Annotated in this window: 12 protein-coding genes; 4 read left to right on the top strand and 8 right to left on the bottom strand. The window is 40.1% G+C overall.

All coding sequences use genetic code 11. The annotated features are described in order from the left end of the window. Positions 1 to 5 precede the first annotated feature (5 nt). From J580_RS18915 to J580_RS18905, 3 genes are read right to left on the bottom strand one after another with little or no spacing between them, the layout of a single operon-like run. Positions 6 to 1,460: an NAD(P)(+) transhydrogenase (Re/Si-specific) subunit beta gene (locus J580_RS18915; RefSeq protein WP_002117259.1), complete on the bottom strand. Its 1,455-nt coding sequence runs from the start codon at positions 1,458 to 1,460 to the stop codon at positions 6 to 8. Between the two features lie 12 nt (positions 1,461 to 1,472). Beyond that, complete coding sequence (locus J580_RS18910) at positions 1,473 to 1,787, bottom strand: proton-translocating transhydrogenase family protein (protein ID WP_000230434.1); 315 nt, start codon at positions 1,785 to 1,787, stop codon at positions 1,473 to 1,475. An 11-nt stretch (positions 1,788 to 1,798) separates the two neighbouring features. Next, on the bottom strand, positions 1,799 to 2,926 hold the full coding sequence (locus J580_RS18905) for a Re/Si-specific NAD(P)(+) transhydrogenase subunit alpha (RefSeq protein WP_002117245.1): 1,128 nt from the start codon (positions 2,924 to 2,926) through the stop codon (positions 1,799 to 1,801). A gap of 238 nt (positions 2,927 to 3,164) precedes the next feature. Between J580_RS18905 and J580_RS18900 the strand changes: the two genes are divergently transcribed. The 4 genes from J580_RS18900 to J580_RS18885 all read left to right on the top strand — a co-directional run bounded on the left by J580_RS18900 (position 3,165) and on the right by J580_RS18885 (position 6,680). Continuing rightward, complete coding sequence (locus J580_RS18900; protein WP_017387604.1) at positions 3,165 to 4,091, top strand: DMT family transporter; 927 nt, start codon at positions 3,165 to 3,167, stop codon at positions 4,089 to 4,091. A gap of 68 nt (positions 4,092 to 4,159) precedes the next feature. Continuing rightward, complete coding sequence (locus tag J580_RS18895; RefSeq protein ID WP_017399913.1) at positions 4,160 to 4,570, top strand: RidA family protein; 411 nt, start codon at positions 4,160 to 4,162, stop codon at positions 4,568 to 4,570. A gap of 15 nt (positions 4,571 to 4,585) precedes the next feature. Then, the gene (locus J580_RS18890; RefSeq protein ID WP_032005278.1) at positions 4,586 to 5,776 is read left to right on the top strand and encodes an MFS transporter; all 1,191 of its coding nucleotides are present in this window, start codon (positions 4,586 to 4,588) and stop codon (positions 5,774 to 5,776) included. A 403-nt stretch (positions 5,777 to 6,179) separates the two neighbouring features. Continuing rightward, the gene (locus J580_RS18885; RefSeq protein WP_032005276.1) at positions 6,180 to 6,680 is read left to right on the top strand and encodes a GNAT family N-acetyltransferase; all 501 of its coding nucleotides are present in this window, start codon (positions 6,180 to 6,182) and stop codon (positions 6,678 to 6,680) included. A gap of 75 nt (positions 6,681 to 6,755) precedes the next feature. Here J580_RS18885 and J580_RS18880 read toward each other — a convergent pair whose 3' ends face one another. The 5 genes from J580_RS18880 to J580_RS18860 form a co-directional block, all read right to left on the bottom strand. After that, the gene (locus J580_RS18880) at positions 6,756 to 7,574 is read right to left on the bottom strand and encodes a hypothetical protein (protein ID WP_032005274.1); all 819 of its coding nucleotides are present in this window, start codon (positions 7,572 to 7,574) and stop codon (positions 6,756 to 6,758) included. A gap of 169 nt (positions 7,575 to 7,743) precedes the next feature. Next, complete coding sequence (locus J580_RS18875) at positions 7,744 to 9,507, bottom strand: hypothetical protein (RefSeq protein ID WP_032005271.1); 1,764 nt, start codon at positions 9,505 to 9,507, stop codon at positions 7,744 to 7,746. Between the two features lie 231 nt (positions 9,508 to 9,738). Further along, positions 9,739 to 10,104, bottom strand: a complete 366-nt coding sequence (locus J580_RS18870; RefSeq protein WP_032005269.1) for a copper-binding protein — start codon at positions 10,102 to 10,104, stop codon at positions 9,739 to 9,741. 34 nt (positions 10,105 to 10,138) lie between these two features. Next, entirely contained in the window at positions 10,139 to 13,285 is a 3,147-nt protein-coding gene (locus J580_RS18865) for an efflux RND transporter permease subunit (protein WP_032005267.1), read from the bottom strand. Then, positions 13,282 to 14,808: an efflux RND transporter periplasmic adaptor subunit gene (locus tag J580_RS18860; RefSeq protein ID WP_000945690.1), complete on the bottom strand. Its 1,527-nt coding sequence runs from the start codon at positions 14,806 to 14,808 to the stop codon at positions 13,282 to 13,284. Before J580_RS18860 ends, J580_RS18865 begins: the two co-directional genes overlap by 4 nt. Between the last annotated feature and the right edge of the window lie 3 nt (positions 14,809 to 14,811).

The raw sequence follows: 14,811 nt of genomic DNA, 5'->3' as shown, positions 1-14,811 counted from the left end.
GCAAATTAGTGGCCTGTACCGTTAATTGCTTTTGTCATATCTTCAACAACTTTCTTAGCATCACCAAAGATCATCATTGTTTTTTCGTTATAGAACAAATCGTTGTCTAGACCAGCATAACCAGTTGCCATAGAACGCTTAATCACCATGATTGTACGCGCTTTATGAGCCTCAAGAATCGGCATACCATAAATCGGTGAGCTTGGATCATCTTTCGCAGCTGGGTTTACAACGTCGTTTGCACCAATTACAAGTACTACGTCAGTTGCAGGGAAATCTGAGTTAATCTCATCCATTTCCAAAATGTCTTCATATGCTACGTCTGCTTCAGCAAGTAGTACGTTCATATGACCAGGCATACGACCCGCAACCGGATGAATTGCAAAACGAACGCGAACACCTTGCTCTTTTAGAATTTCACACAACTCTTTTACAGCATTTTGTGCACGACCTTGCGCCATACCATAACCTGGTACAATCACAACGCTGTCCGCATTTGACATTAAGAAGCCAGCATCATCAGCAGAACCTGAACGGTAGTTACGTTGAACTTGTTCACCTTTATCTGCAGATGCAACTGCTGCACCACCCATTGCTCCACCAAACAATACATTGATGATCGAACGGTTCATTGCTTTACACATGATGTACGACAGAATCGCACCAGATGAACCTACAAGCGAACCCGCAACGATCAACATGTTGTTTTCAAGAGTAAAACCAATACCTGCCGCTGCCCAACCAGAGAATGAGTTAAGAAGCGATACCACTACAGGCATATCACCACCACCCACTGGTGCAATCCAAACCCAACCAAATGCAAGTGCAAGTGCTGTCATTGCCCAGAAAGCAGTCATGTTGCCAGTTGTAAAGAAGTAGAAACCACAAGCCAACATCGCAACAAAGATAAGTGCTTGAACAGGTTTAACCCATGCACCAGAAATTGTTTTAGCCCATTTTTTCGCAGCCAATTTACCATACGCAAACACAGATGCAGTAAAGGTAATCGCACCAACGAAACAACCAACAAACAATTCAAATAAGTGAACCTTACTCATGTGTGCATGCTGCACGCCAGCTGCTGTTAAAGCCGCCTCATTTTGAGCAAATAGTTCAGTAAGTTGGTTGTTATGTAAAATTGCAGCAATCGCAATTAAAACAGCAGCCAAACCCACTAATGAGTGCATAAGCGCAACAGTTTCCGGCATTTGCGTCATTGGCACTGTACGTGCACGCGCAATACCCACGATTGCACCTAACACCATTGCCCCAACGATCATCCAAATAACTGGGTTATTCGCAACAAAGAAGGTTGTTACAACTGCAATCGCCATCGCGATCATACCGTAACGGTTACCTTGAATTGCTGTTTTAGGACCAGATAAGCCACGAAGCGTCAAGATAAAGAGGATTGCGCCAACAAGGTACAACCAGTTTGCATTTGCTTGAATAAATTCCATGTCAAAGCCCTCTTATTTCTTTTGCTTAGGCTTGAACATTTCCAGCATGCGTGCAGTTACTGCAAAGCCACCGAAAATATTAATGCTTGCCAAAAATACTGCAATCGCACCGAGTACGCTCACCACATTCACACTTTGAAATGCAACGTTAGCATCTACACCTAAAACTGGCAGACCTACAGTTTGCAACATCGCACCTACCACAATAATAGATGACAACGCATTAGTTACTGCCATAAGTGGTGTATGCAAAGCTGGCGTAACACCCCAAACCACGTAATAACCTACGAAGATGGCAAGGACGAAAATTGTAATAGTTTCAACCATGAGAAATCTCCTTAACCACGCTTAAGCAGTACTTGACCGCCATGAGTGACTAATAGGGCTTTTTGGATTTCGTCTTCCTGATTAATCGCAAAGTTTTTCTCTTTGTCGAATAGGGTCTCTACGAAATTAAAAACGTTACGCGCATACAATGCAGAAGCTTCTGTTGCTACAGTTGCTGGAATATTTGGAACACCCAAAATTTTCACGCCATTTTCTGTAAACACAGTCTCACCAACTTTAGAGCCTTCAACGTTACCACCAGTTTCAACAGCCATATCTAAAATGACAGAGCCCGGTTTCATCTTGGCAACAGTTTCAGCTTTAATTAAACGTGGTGCATCACGACCTGGTAACAATGCAGTAGTAATCACGATGTCAGCATTAGAAACAGCTTTATCTACAATCGCAGCTTGGTCTTTGATGTATTGCTCACCCGGCATCCATCCATAACCATTTTTAGCGGCATCTGCTGCACGTTGTTGCTCTTCTTCAGACATTGGTACGTCTAACCACTTACCACCCAAAGACTCAACTTGATCTTTTGCTGTAGGACGCAAGTCAGTCGCTTCAACAATTGCACCTAAACGTTTTGCAGTTGCAATCGCTTGAAGACCAGCAACCCCAACACCCATGATCACAACACGCGCAGGCTTTACAGTACCCGCAGCAGTCATAAGCATTGGGAACATGCGTTGATATTCAGCAGCAGCAAGTAAAACTGACTTATAACCAGCTAAGTTTGCTTGAGAAGACAACACATCCATGTTTTGTGCACGAGAAAGCGTACGAGGAAGCAGTTCTAAAGCAAAAGCAGACACTTGTTGATTCGCAAACTGATCTAGCTCGGTGTTACGATAAGGATCAAACATTGCTACAACAGCAGTATTTGCTGCAAGTTTCTGAATTTCCCCGCCCTGTGGTGCGCGAACTTTCAAAATAATTTGACTACCCGTATAGGCATCATCCGTAATGGTTGCACCGACCTGTTCATAAGCACTGTCAATGTACGCAGCCTTTACACCAGCACCACGTTCAATCACAACGCTATGACCAGCGCTAATCAACTTCTTTACTGTCTCTGGCGTAGCAGCTACACGATTTTCACCGACGACAGTTTCGGTTGGGATTCCGATCTGCATGAGCGTTCCTCAAGCTAATTTCTCATTGTCAAAAACATTGCAAGCTGCAATGTTTCCCCCATGTGTATTCTTTGTACAGAATTTGGATTCTAATTGAACTTTTTTAAAATACCACCCACTATTTATTTAATAAATACCCATATTTTGAACTGATGATTCACGATATTTGTTTAGAGGTGTAACATAGGAGGATTTTTCTTTTTTTGCAGACAACAGTCTCTCTTATACAATCCTGTATATGAAAATTTCTTTATCTTCGTTTCAAATCGGGTCTTTTTTTGCTCTTTGCTCTGCGTTTCTATTCAGTACAAAAGCAATCTTTATTAAACAGACTTATGCCCTTTCTCCATTAGTAGACGGTACAGTCCTGATGGCTTTACGCATGTTAAGCGCTTTACCGTTCTTTCTATTAATTTGCTGGTTTAACAGGCATCATAATCAGGGCATAAAAAAGAAGGATTGGCTAATTTTAATTTTTGCCGGTCTATTAGGCTACTACTTTGCAAGTTGGCTCGATTTCATGGGCCTCATGTTTATTAGCGCCTCTTTAGAACGAATTATTCTATTTTTATATCCCACGCTTACAGTCATCGTATCAAGCTTACTCTACAAACAAAAATTAGATGTAAAAAGTTTCTTTGCCATTTTTCTTAGTTATGGTGGAACCGTGCTGGTTATGCTTCAGGAGCACAACAACGCACCAATTCAGGGCAACTTCTGGTTAGGGACAAGTTTCGTATTTGCAAGTGCCGTGGCTTTCGCCGGCTATTTGTTGCTGACGCCACCTCTCATTAAGAAATTTGGCTCTTGGAATTTCACAGGGTTAGCCTTAACTGTGGCTTGTATCGGTACATTAACTCATTACGCACTAAGCACACCTCATCCTATTCAACTTCTATTACAACTCCCTTCTAGTGTAATTTGGTATGGCATTGGCTTAGGCTTTTTAGTTACCGTGTTACCTACCGTTATGCTCATGCAAAGTATTGAACGATTAGGTGCCTCTCAATCTGCAATGATTGCTTCAATTGGACCAGTTTTAACGATTTTGCTTGCCGTTGCTTTTTTAAATGAACATCTCAATATGTGGCAATGGGTCGGCTGCCTTCTTAATATTGTCGGCGTCATGATGATTACACTTAGAAAGAAAAGACTAAAACATTAAATCCTCTTGACCTCAACTTAAGTTGAGGTTGGATACTCATCTAAATTTTAATGAACGGTTGAGTTCCAATGAGTCAAGAAACTTTTAAAATCATAAATCCATCAACTTTATATAACCCAACTCCTAACGCTTATAGTCATGTTGCTGTAGTGGAAAGCTTTAAGAATATTATTCATGTAGCAGGTCAAGGAGGCGAAAATTCCCAAGGTGAATTAAGCCCAAGTTTTGAAGAACAAGCGAACCAAGTTTTTGATAATATTCAACATGCTTTAAAAGCAGCCAATGCAGAGCTTAGCAATATTGCTGTATTGAGAGTTTTAGTTGTTGACCACTCGGTCGAAAAACATCAAATTTTGATTAAAATTATGCAAAATTTATGGAAAAATCATCCTTTTCCTGCCTGTACACTTATTCCTGTGCCGCGCCTTGCGCTAGAACACATGCTTATTGAAGTTGAAGCAACGGCATACACCCAATAAAACTGAGAGAACGTCATGTCTACCCCTGAAGATATCAGTCAAAATAAACCTTTGCTTTGGTTGATGGCAGCAGCATGCGGTTTATGTGCAGGTGTGAATTATTATTGTCAGCCTCTAATTCACTCTATTCAGCAAGAGTTTGCTGTAACTCAAGCACAAGCCGCTTTAACAGTGACATTTGCTCAGGTGTCTTATGCCCTCGGTTTACTCTTTATTGTCCCATTGGGTGATATTGTCAATAAAGCCAAAGCTATTCCGTTTTTGATGGTGCTTTGCGCAGTTGGTCTATTTACATCTGCTTTTGCTGTGAACTTACCCATGTTGTGGATTGGTACAATTTTAGCGGGATTATTTTCTGTTGCTGCCCAAGTCCTCATCCCACTTGCCACAATGACCGTAAAACCCGAGAAAACTGGCGAGATCATTGGTTTTTTAATGAGTGGCTTATTGGTCGGGATTTTACTCTCTACCAGTCTAGCTGGCTTATTTTCCAACCTTTTCCACTGGAAAGTAGTGTATGTCGTAAGCGGCGTATTAATGCTTCTGTTGGCATTTACTTTAAAAAGCCGTCTGCCTTATGTCTTACGCATGAAAATGAACTATGGACAAATATTTGTTTCCATGGCTCAACTCTTAAAAGAGGAAAAGCGACTATTATTAAGAGCGCTTACAGGTGCTTTCGCCTTTGCCGCAGTAAGTATTCTGTATTCCACAATCGCCTTACTGTTGACTTCGGCACACCATTTGCCCGATCTATTTATCGGACTGGTCCCACTAGTCGGTATCTTTGGGGCATTATCAACACGCTATATTGGTAAATATGCCGACCAAGGCTACACACGATTACTCACTTGGATGGGTTGTGGACTGTTTTTGGTGAGCTGGCTTTGTTTCTATTTCGGACAAACCCTCCTTTCTAGTTATGTTATTGGCTTTGCTTTAATTCAATTAGCACTCGCACTCGTTCATACCAGCAACCAGAGCATTATTTTCCGTTTACGTCCAGATGCTAAATCTCGTATTAATGCCATCTATATGACAACTTATTTTATTGGAGGAGCTGGTGGCTCTGCCTTAGGGATTTTTGCTTGGAATCATGGCGGGGGGGCTATGACATGTGTTGCAGGGGTAGCTCTTGTTCTGCTTTGTATTTTATTTAGTGTCATTGATGCTTTCTTACAAAAAAAGCAGCTCGCTCACTCATAAAGTAAATTGTTATAAATCATCTTTCTATATTCAACATAAGGGTGGTTATAAATTACTCGGTTAAATGCCACTGTCGATTCAAGGCTAAACCCCGTATAATGCTGCCCTTTCATTAATTTAACGACTTTTGGGTCTATTGGCTATGCAATCACTTCAATCGTTACAACCTCGTATTTCTGTCGCACCTATGATGGATAGGATCAACTAATATAAAATAATTATAAATATTAGACACTTAATAAGAAAAATAAAAATCATGGTGTAAAATTGGTGTAGAGCCAAACTATTTATGCAAGAGACTAAAAAATATTCAATCGCAATCATAATAGATGGAAATGATGACAAAACCCTTCACACTTTGATCTGTCTAGCTAATTATTGATATTATAATTTTGGAGTAATAATGAATACAGAATCATTCCAACCATCAGCAGAAGATGGGTTAATTGGACTTGAGGAACAAAATGAAATTTCTGGTTTAGTTCGAAGATTTGCTACAGAAAAATTCGGATATAAAAGAGTATATGTTTCATCTGCCGCATTAAGTAACAGAATGCCTCAAGCAAGCGTAACGATTACATTACGCCAAAGTTTAATTGATCTTTATCTAAGATTCGGAAAATATGCCTTTGCTGTTTATAAAGATAAAAAATATATTGTTGTTGCTCGTATTGGATTTAAGAAACAGAAAAATGGTCATGGAACCTCTTTACTGAAAGAGCTCTGTATTTTTGGGGAAAAGTTTGGATACGAATATGTAGAAGTAGAACGCCCAAACCTTGACTGCCAAGCTTTTATGAAAAAATTAGGCTTTAAAGATGAGTTCTATCTTCCAATTGATCAGTTGAAAAAGTCTATTCAAGAATACGAGCTTTCGAAACAAGCAAAAGTCTGTCTCGCATGAACTCAATTGCAGTAGGTTTACAGATTGTTTCATCGACTTTGTGGACAACTTTAGAGTTGTCCACATACTTCAAGATTAGAAGCCACTATTTAGGCGTTTGCGCTCACGACTTCTAAAGTTTTTCACATATGGTCCATCAATCATTTCTTCTGGTTCTAACAGCAGTGCACAATTAGCTAAGGTAGCAATTGAACTATCAGTTAATTTAAAGTCATCAGGTAAAAAACCATACTCTTTCTGACGATTAGATTCTATGGCTTCAAATAAAGCTCTAAAATAATCTGCCAAGGAAGCCCTTTCCCCACTTGTTGCTGCTTCAGTAACAGAATCTATGGCAGTAGGTAGAGCTACCCTTGCATCTTCAGCAATTACTCTTATCAACTCATGTAACTGAGGCCAATATTTAAAATCAAACCGACCTTGAAGCAGCTTTAGCTCTGCTTGCAAATGTGATCTGAAATACGGATTACTTTGAGAGGCTTCACGAATTATATTACCAATGTGATAATGGGTAGGGGTTGTAAAATCAGATGTATTTATTAACTCCGATCTTGACTCTAACAGGTTAGCCAGTTCATGAGCTTTAACAGCAATTTGCTGATTAACTTCGTTTAATTGTTTTTGAGCTGACCTAGACTTCACTACCTCCTCTGGGTTATGCATAGAAGTAATGCTTACAAATATTTCTAAAAAGCTTCTGAGTGCTTGATGGTATTTACCCAGTTTTAAATACAATTCACGATAAGCGTGTTGTAACTCAACTTTTCGCTCAAGTAACCTGTCAATGATTATGTTTTCACTGGGTAAAATATGCGCCTGTATATTGCTAGCTTTTTTATCTAATAGAATATTTTCACACACTTGCAGGGCTTTTGTTTGATCTGTCGACATCATGGTTCTCGTCTCTATAACTATTCGTGTCTATAGTGTAATGAGCTCCTTTAGGTATGTCGGTATCTGAACATTACTAGCTTTTAAAGTACTCAGATACCTTCCCATGAAAAACTAAATAAACAACAAGAGTTTTTGTTTAAAAAAATAATTAAAGTCTCTAACCCCATGTTTAATCTACAGCTTCTTTTTGGCCAAACAAAAATTTCCCAATCCACCAAATTGTTTGCCCAAAATTAGAAATAAGCTGTTCACCTTGCCTTAAAAATGAGTCTTGTTCATCAATTTTAGCAAGCTTTAAAGCATCTTCAATTTTAGAACTAGTTTGATGAGCATCACCTAAACGCATGTCATAGGTACCAGCAATTACTCCAAATACTTTTCGAGCTTTATCATTGCCAATTTCTTGGGCTAGAATATCTTCAAGAAGTTTATTAGAACCTAATTTATCTTTGTCTTTATGAGCAGATAACGTGCGAAGAGCAGTGATATTAAGACGCTCAGAAAACACCCGGATCAAATCTTTTGCCAAACGCAATAATGAAGCGCGATCCCTACTCATAAAGCGAGAAATACTTTGTGTTAATTCGCTATCATCTATGTCATGTCTATATAAATCAATTTTAAACTTCTTACGAAACCCTTGTTCTAGCATACGCATACTCTGAAAAAGTAACTCTTCAACAGCATAAGTTGATGCAACTTGTACTTTTACTTGAGCGGACAGTAATTCAGCAGAAACCCTCCCTTCAGGAGCAACATTATGTGCAGCCCAAATATGTTGTTCCCATGCCTCAAGACGAGCAATATCATAAGCATAGACAGTAATCAGATCAGAGTCATTGATTCCAAAATGCGTAGAATAACCTGAAGTAGACTGGATACCACCTGTTTCAGCTGTATACCATTTCAAAGAAAAACCACGATGATTAAGAAGCTCATTTACAATGCTTGGGCGAAACCATAACCAGCGTCCTACATCTTCATTATTTAAATCTAGTGATGAAATTCTCTTCCCATCAGTTTCTACGATGAAACTTGGTAGGTTAATATCCACATCCCCACGAACACGGATACTTCGCCCTTGATGTACAATCCATTCATCACGCCAAAACTCCCCTTCTACTCTTACTCCTGGATAACCTTCTATATGGCCTTCTGAACTTTCCGATTCAGTATTTTCATTATTTTCTGGCCCCATCACAGGAGCATCTTCTTCTTCATCTATATCAGTTCTCCAAACACGAAAAGAAGCCCATCCACCCCCATAAACTTTTTCTAAATCACGAATTAAAAGCTCAAATCGACCTTGATCCCTTTGTTCTTTAAAGCTCTCAAGCCCTACATAACTACTATCTTCAATATTAGAAACATTTTCTACTCTTTGACGATAATAAGATAAACGTAGAGAAAGCCCCCTTGCTGCTAAGTAATCAGCAAGAAACTCCCTTTTAATTTCAATTAAACGATGATTACCCTTAGAGTCAAAAAACTCCCTTATAACTACACAAAAATCTTCTTCTGGTCTTACCCAATTATCTCCTTCTTTCACTAAACGAAGGGCTACTATTAAATCAGGATTTATTATCCATTTAGTTAAACCTATTACTGGCTGCTGGTGAGTAAATATAAGGTTAATACCGATAGGATCTCTATCATTATATTGATATTGCTCAATGGATGAGTAATACCCATCATCGTATGCATAAGGAGCAACATCACGACTTAATCCAAGATCCCCCCATCCTAACGTTTCTGCAATTTCTATTTTTTCTGAAGGAAATGCAGCTGAACCACACCCAAAAAACTCACTAATATAACCAATATTTTTGACATTCCCTTTCTCCTCACTAGAGGATGCTCTCAACGGAATCCATGTAGAGTTAGCAAAAGTTCTACGAGTTTCTTTCTTTTGAAGAATCCAATCTTGGTCCATAATTTATTTTTACCTATAGTTATAAATAACCTAGTATATTTAAATACTTTTTTGAACGTTATAACAAGCAACTGAGTTCTAATTTTTAATTTATTCGTATATTGACCTTATCTTAAAACACACAGATAAAAATTCTAAGCAAATGAATTTGAACATAATAGAAAAAGCTGATACCCAATAGTATCTCTCCAATTTAGAAAGGAGATACTATTGGGCTAAATAAACTCTTGATTATGAAGCTTTCAGTTTAACAGCAACGATAATATAGTTTTCGCCTTCAGCTTTTAACTCAAACTCTACATGTTGTCCTACAGTTAAACCATTTAACAATGCCGGATCAGCAACTTTAAATCCCATTGTCATGGCAGGCCATTTAATTGCAGGAATAGCCTCATGGTTGAGAGTCAGTAAATTTTCTTTAGTATCAATAGCAGTAATGACGCCGATGGCTTGGGCAGAAGCAGCTTTAGCTGTGTCTTTACTCATCTGTTCCATCGGTGCTTCACTCTTTTCTTGCTTTGGTGCTTCATTTTTACTACAAGCGCTGAGTGCAGCAACAGTCGTAACAAATGCCATAACTTTGATAATTTTCAACATAATAAAAACCTCTTTTGGATAAAAAATAAAACCATCAATGGATTGATAGCTTTCTTTTGATTAAAAGCTGATATGCAGCCGGAATAACAAACATTGATAAAAGTGGGGCTGAAATCATGCCTCCAACCATAGGTAAAGCAATACGACTCATTAACTCAGAGCCTGTCCCAGTTCCCAAAAGAATTGGCAACAATCCTGCCAAAATCACAGCAACCGTCATTGCTTTAGGGCGGACCCGTAATACTGCCCCTGTACGAATTGCATCATTTAGTTGTTGCTCATTTAAGGGTCGTTCAAACGAATGTAATTTCTCCTGAGTGTGTTCTATCGCTTGTTTCAGGTAAAACAGCATGACAACACCAAACTCAGCCGCAACTCCAGCCAAGGCGATAAAACCAACGGCAATTGCGACTGAAAAATTGTAACCACTCAGATACATCGCCCAAATACCACCAATTAGAGCAAATGGTAGAGTGACCATAATTAGAACCGCATCCTGTACTTGCCTAAAAATCAGATAGAGCAGAAGGAAAATGATCATCAAAGTAATTGGAATAACCACTTTTAAACGAGCATTTGCCCGTTCCATAAACTCGAATTGACCCGAGTAACTAATACTCATACCAGCGGAACGTTTTACCTGTTGGTCAATAGACTGCTTCAGATCTTTAACCACAGAAGCTAAGTCGCGGCCCTGTACATCCACATAAACCCAACCACTTGGACGAGCATTCTCACTTTTCAACATGGGTGGGCCATCTGTAAGTTGAATATCCGCAACACTGCTCAAGATAATTTGCTGACCTGATTCAGTAAGAATAGGTAGATTTCTGAGAGCTTCTAATGAGTCTCTAATTTCCCGCGGATAACGAACATTAATCGGATATCTTGCTAATCCTTCTACGGTTTCACCAACATTTTCTCCACCAATCGCTGATGCAACAATCTGTTGAATATCATTGATATTTAGACCATAACGGGCAGCCTCAAGTCGATTAATATCAACATCAACATAACGTCCACCGGTTAATCTTTCGGCAAGAGCAGAACTGACCCCCGGTACCTTTTTAGCAATTTGCTCAACTTGCTGTGCGACCTGATCAATCTCGCCAAGGCTACTCGCAGAAATCTTAATACCAATTGGACTTTTGATTCCTGTCGCCAACATATCAATCCGGTTACGAATAGGTGGTACCCAAATATTCGTCAATCCAGGAACCTGAACAGCCTTATCGAGTTCTTTGACCAGTTTTTCTGGCGTCATTCCCGAACGCCACTCAGAACGGGGCTTAAACTGGATCGTCGTTTCAAACATCTCAAGTGGTGCAGGATCGGTGGCAGACTCAGCACGACCAGCTTTACCAAATACAGTCGCAACTTCCGGAACGGTTTTAATCATCCTATCCGTTTGCTGGAGTAGTTCAGATGCTTTGGCAGCAGATAACCCCGGTAAAGCAGAAGGCATATAAAGTAAATCGCCTTCATCCATGTTCGGTAGGAATTCCCCACCCAAACGAGTGAGAGGAAAAAGACTCAGAATAAATACGATTAACGCTGCCAATAACGTAAGCTTTGGATACTCCAAAACTTTATCCAACATTGGTCGATATATTTTAATAAGAAAACGGTTGAGCGGATTACGTTGTTCCGAAGGTAACTTTCCACGAATCCAATAACCCATCAAAACTGGAATCAAGGTAATGGATAATCCAGCAGCCGCGGCCATAGCATAGGTTTTTGTGAAAGCTAATGGAGAAAATAACCGACCTTCTTGTGCTTGTAAGGTAAAAATAGGAATAAAGGATAAAGTAATAATAAGCAGACAGAAGAATAAAGCTGGACCAACTTCACTGGCAGAACGGGCAATAATAGACCAGCGCTCTTGTGAATCCAAAATATGATCAGGATGTTCATGCTGCCAAGCTTCAATATGTTTATGCGCATTCTCAACCATGACCACTGCCGCATCAACCATTGCACCTATGGCAATGGCGATACCGCCTAGTGACATAATATTGGCATTGAGACCTTGATAATGCATAACAAGGAAAGCCGATAAAACACCTAATGGTAAAGAAACGATCGCCACCATAGCCGATCGTAAATGCCATAGGAATAAACCACATACCAACGCTACAACAATAAACTCTTCCAGCAGCTTATGACTTAGATTCTCTACAGCCCGGTCAATGAGTTGACTTCGATCATAAACAGGAACAATCTGTACGCCCTTCGGTAGGCTCCGTTGTAACTCAGCAAGTTTCTCTTTTGCAGCTGCAATCGTCTCACGTGCATTTTTGCCTGCCCGTAAAATGATGACACCACCAACAGATTCTCCTTGGCCATTATATTCACTGATCCCTCGGCGCATTTCAGGCCCGAGCTGAATTGTTGCGACATCGCCCAATGTAACAGGAATACCGAAACCATTGGTGCGCAAGGGAATCTGACGAAAATCTTCCAAAGTTTTCAGGTATCCGGATGCTCTCACCATGTATTCAGTTTCAGCCATTTCCAATACCGAGCCACCAGTTTCCTGATTGGCCTTTTGGATTGCATCAATAATGCTGCGCTGGGTAATACCCAATGCAGCCATTTTTGTAGGATCTAGTACAACTTGGTATTGCTTTACCATTCCACCAATGGTGGCGACTTCTGCAACATTGGGTAATGTCTTGAGCTCATATTTTAAAAACCAGTCTTGTAAGCTACGAAGCTGGGAAAGGTCATGCTGCCCAGTCGGGTCAATTAATGCATATTCATAAATCCAGCCAACGCCTGTTGCATCTGGTCCCAATGAAGATTTTGCATTTGTTGGCATCCGCCCTTGGATCTGATTGAGATATTCCAATACACGCGATCGAGCCCAATAAAGATCTGTATGCTCATCAAAAATGACATAAACAAATGAATCACCAAAAAATGAATAGCCTCTCACCGCTTTTACACCAGGGACAGATAACATGGTTGTTGTAAGCGGATAGGTCACCTGGTTTTCAACAATTTGAGGCGCCTGGCCAGGGTAATTCGTTCGTACAATAACCTGTACATCAGATAAGTCTGGCAAAGCATCAATAGGTGTATTCTTAACTGCCCATGTACCCCATACTGCTAAAACAAGAGCTGCGAGCAATACAAAAATACGGTTTGCAATTGAGAACCGAATAATACGGGCAATCATGATGGATCTCCCTTTTCACTCGGCATAGATGCCATAGACATATTGTTAGATATCTTGGAAATATTAGAAATGACATAAGCATCACTAACTTGTTTAAAGCTAAAACTAACCTGATCACCTGACCGAATTTGAGTAAAAGGCTTTGCAGGTTGTTTAAAGCTCATTGTCATAGCCCCCCAACCAAGTCCTGCAATCGCTTGATGAGAGATTGTAATTTCCTGAAGTGTAACTTTTTCGACTCTACCAATACCTTGATATAGGGATGGTTTAGGATTTTGAGTTTGAGAGGTGGAAATAGCTTTTCCTGTATTAAGCTTATCGAGTACACCTTGTAAATTTGCTTCAGAATCAATCAGGAATTGTCCTGAAATCACAACCTTTTGCCCAACTTTTAGCCCTTGTAAGATGGCTACTTTAAGACCGTCACTTTGTCCCAACTGCACGACAACAGGTTCGAAACGTCCTTGCTCATGTGCCACAATGACGACATTCCGTGTACCGGTTCGAATTACCGCTTGCTCCGGGATCACTAAACTTGCTTGGGGATTATTAAGGAATTTTACGCTAGCAAACATACCCGGTTTTAAATGACCATCTGAATTGGGTAATTCAATACGAACTTTTATGGTTCTGCTTGTGGTATCGAGTGTTGGTAGAATATCAATAACTTTACCTGTAACTGTTTTTGTATAGGCAGCCAAAGTTACTTCGGCTTTACTTCCTTGTTTTATTGTTGCAATTTGAGCTTCGGGAACCGCAGCTTCTAGCCAAATCGGGTTAAACCCTTTAATTGTGGCAAGCGTTTGTCCCATACTTAAGGCCATTCCGCTACGCACCTCTAGTGAATCAATAAATCCACTCACAGGAGCACTCAAAGTCATAGTGGACTGAACTTTACGTGTTCTCTCAACACGTTGGATCACATCTTGCGGTATTCCCAAAAGCTGTAACCGTTGTCTGCTTGCCTGAATTAAAGAACGATCACCCATTCTAAGCACAGCCAGAAATTCTGTTTGCTCACCCGTCCACTCGGGTATAGAAACATCGGCAATCGGACTACCTTGAGATACAATATCTCCAACGGCATGGCCATAGACACGCTGAACAAATCCATTTGCTCTTGTTTGTAAAATAGCAACTTGACGCTCATTCGCCTGCAATATGCCATTGGTCAGCAAGTTACTTCCTACCATTGCTTGTTCAACCATGGCATAACGTATAGCCAGATTTTGCTGAATAGAGGGATCAATCTTTACTACTGTACTTTCAGTAGCGCCTGCATCACCTTCATCAGCATATTTAGGAACCAGCTGCATGTCCATAAAAGGTGATTTACCTGGCTTATCAAAATGCTGCTCGGGTTTCATGGGATCGTACCAATACAAAACTTTAGCTGTCTTCTGCGTACTGTCCGATTGTGTTTTTTCACTTTTATGGGCAAACCAATAACCGGCACCACCACCAACTGCCAAACTCACACCGACAAGTCCCGCCATTGCAAATGCCAACTTATTTCTTAACATTAG

This window comes from Acinetobacter sp. 1542444 (assembly GCF_000581835.1).
Lineage (GTDB): Bacteria > Pseudomonadota > Gammaproteobacteria > Pseudomonadales > Moraxellaceae > Acinetobacter > Acinetobacter pittii.
The sequence above is the reverse complement of the archived record's forward strand: the minus strand, read 5'-3'. Positions and strand labels throughout refer to the sequence as shown.

Bases quoted from the DNA above. Each gene is read 5' to 3' on its own strand.
- J580_RS18915 (WP_002117259.1), bottom strand. From the start codon at position 1,460: ATGGAATTTATTCAAGCAAATGCAAACTGGTTGTACCTTGTTGGCGCA.
- J580_RS18910 (WP_000230434.1), bottom strand. From the start codon at position 1,787: ATGGTTGAAACTATTACAATTTTCGTCCTTGCCATCTTCGTAGGTTAT.
- J580_RS18905 (WP_002117245.1), bottom strand. From the start codon at position 2,926: ATGCAGATCGGAATCCCAACCGAAACTGTCGTCGGTGAAAATCGTGTA.
- J580_RS18900 (WP_017387604.1), top strand. From the start codon at position 3,165: ATGAAAATTTCTTTATCTTCGTTTCAAATCGGGTCTTTTTTTGCTCTT.
- J580_RS18895 (WP_017399913.1), top strand. From the start codon at position 4,160: ATGAGTCAAGAAACTTTTAAAATCATAAATCCATCAACTTTATATAAC.
- J580_RS18890 (WP_032005278.1), top strand. From the start codon at position 4,586: ATGTCTACCCCTGAAGATATCAGTCAAAATAAACCTTTGCTTTGGTTG.
- J580_RS18885 (WP_032005276.1), top strand. From the start codon at position 6,180: ATGAATACAGAATCATTCCAACCATCAGCAGAAGATGGGTTAATTGGA.
- J580_RS18880 (WP_032005274.1), bottom strand. From the start codon at position 7,574: ATGATGTCGACAGATCAAACAAAAGCCCTGCAAGTGTGTGAAAATATT.
- J580_RS18875 (WP_032005271.1), bottom strand. From the start codon at position 9,507: ATGGACCAAGATTGGATTCTTCAAAAGAAAGAAACTCGTAGAACTTTT.
- J580_RS18870 (WP_032005269.1), bottom strand. From the start codon at position 10,104: ATGTTGAAAATTATCAAAGTTATGGCATTTGTTACGACTGTTGCTGCA.
- J580_RS18865 (WP_032005267.1), bottom strand. From the start codon at position 13,285: ATGATTGCCCGTATTATTCGGTTCTCAATTGCAAACCGTATTTTTGTA.
- J580_RS18860 (WP_000945690.1), bottom strand. From the start codon at position 14,808: ATGTTAAGAAATAAGTTGGCATTTGCAATGGCGGGACTTGTCGGTGTG.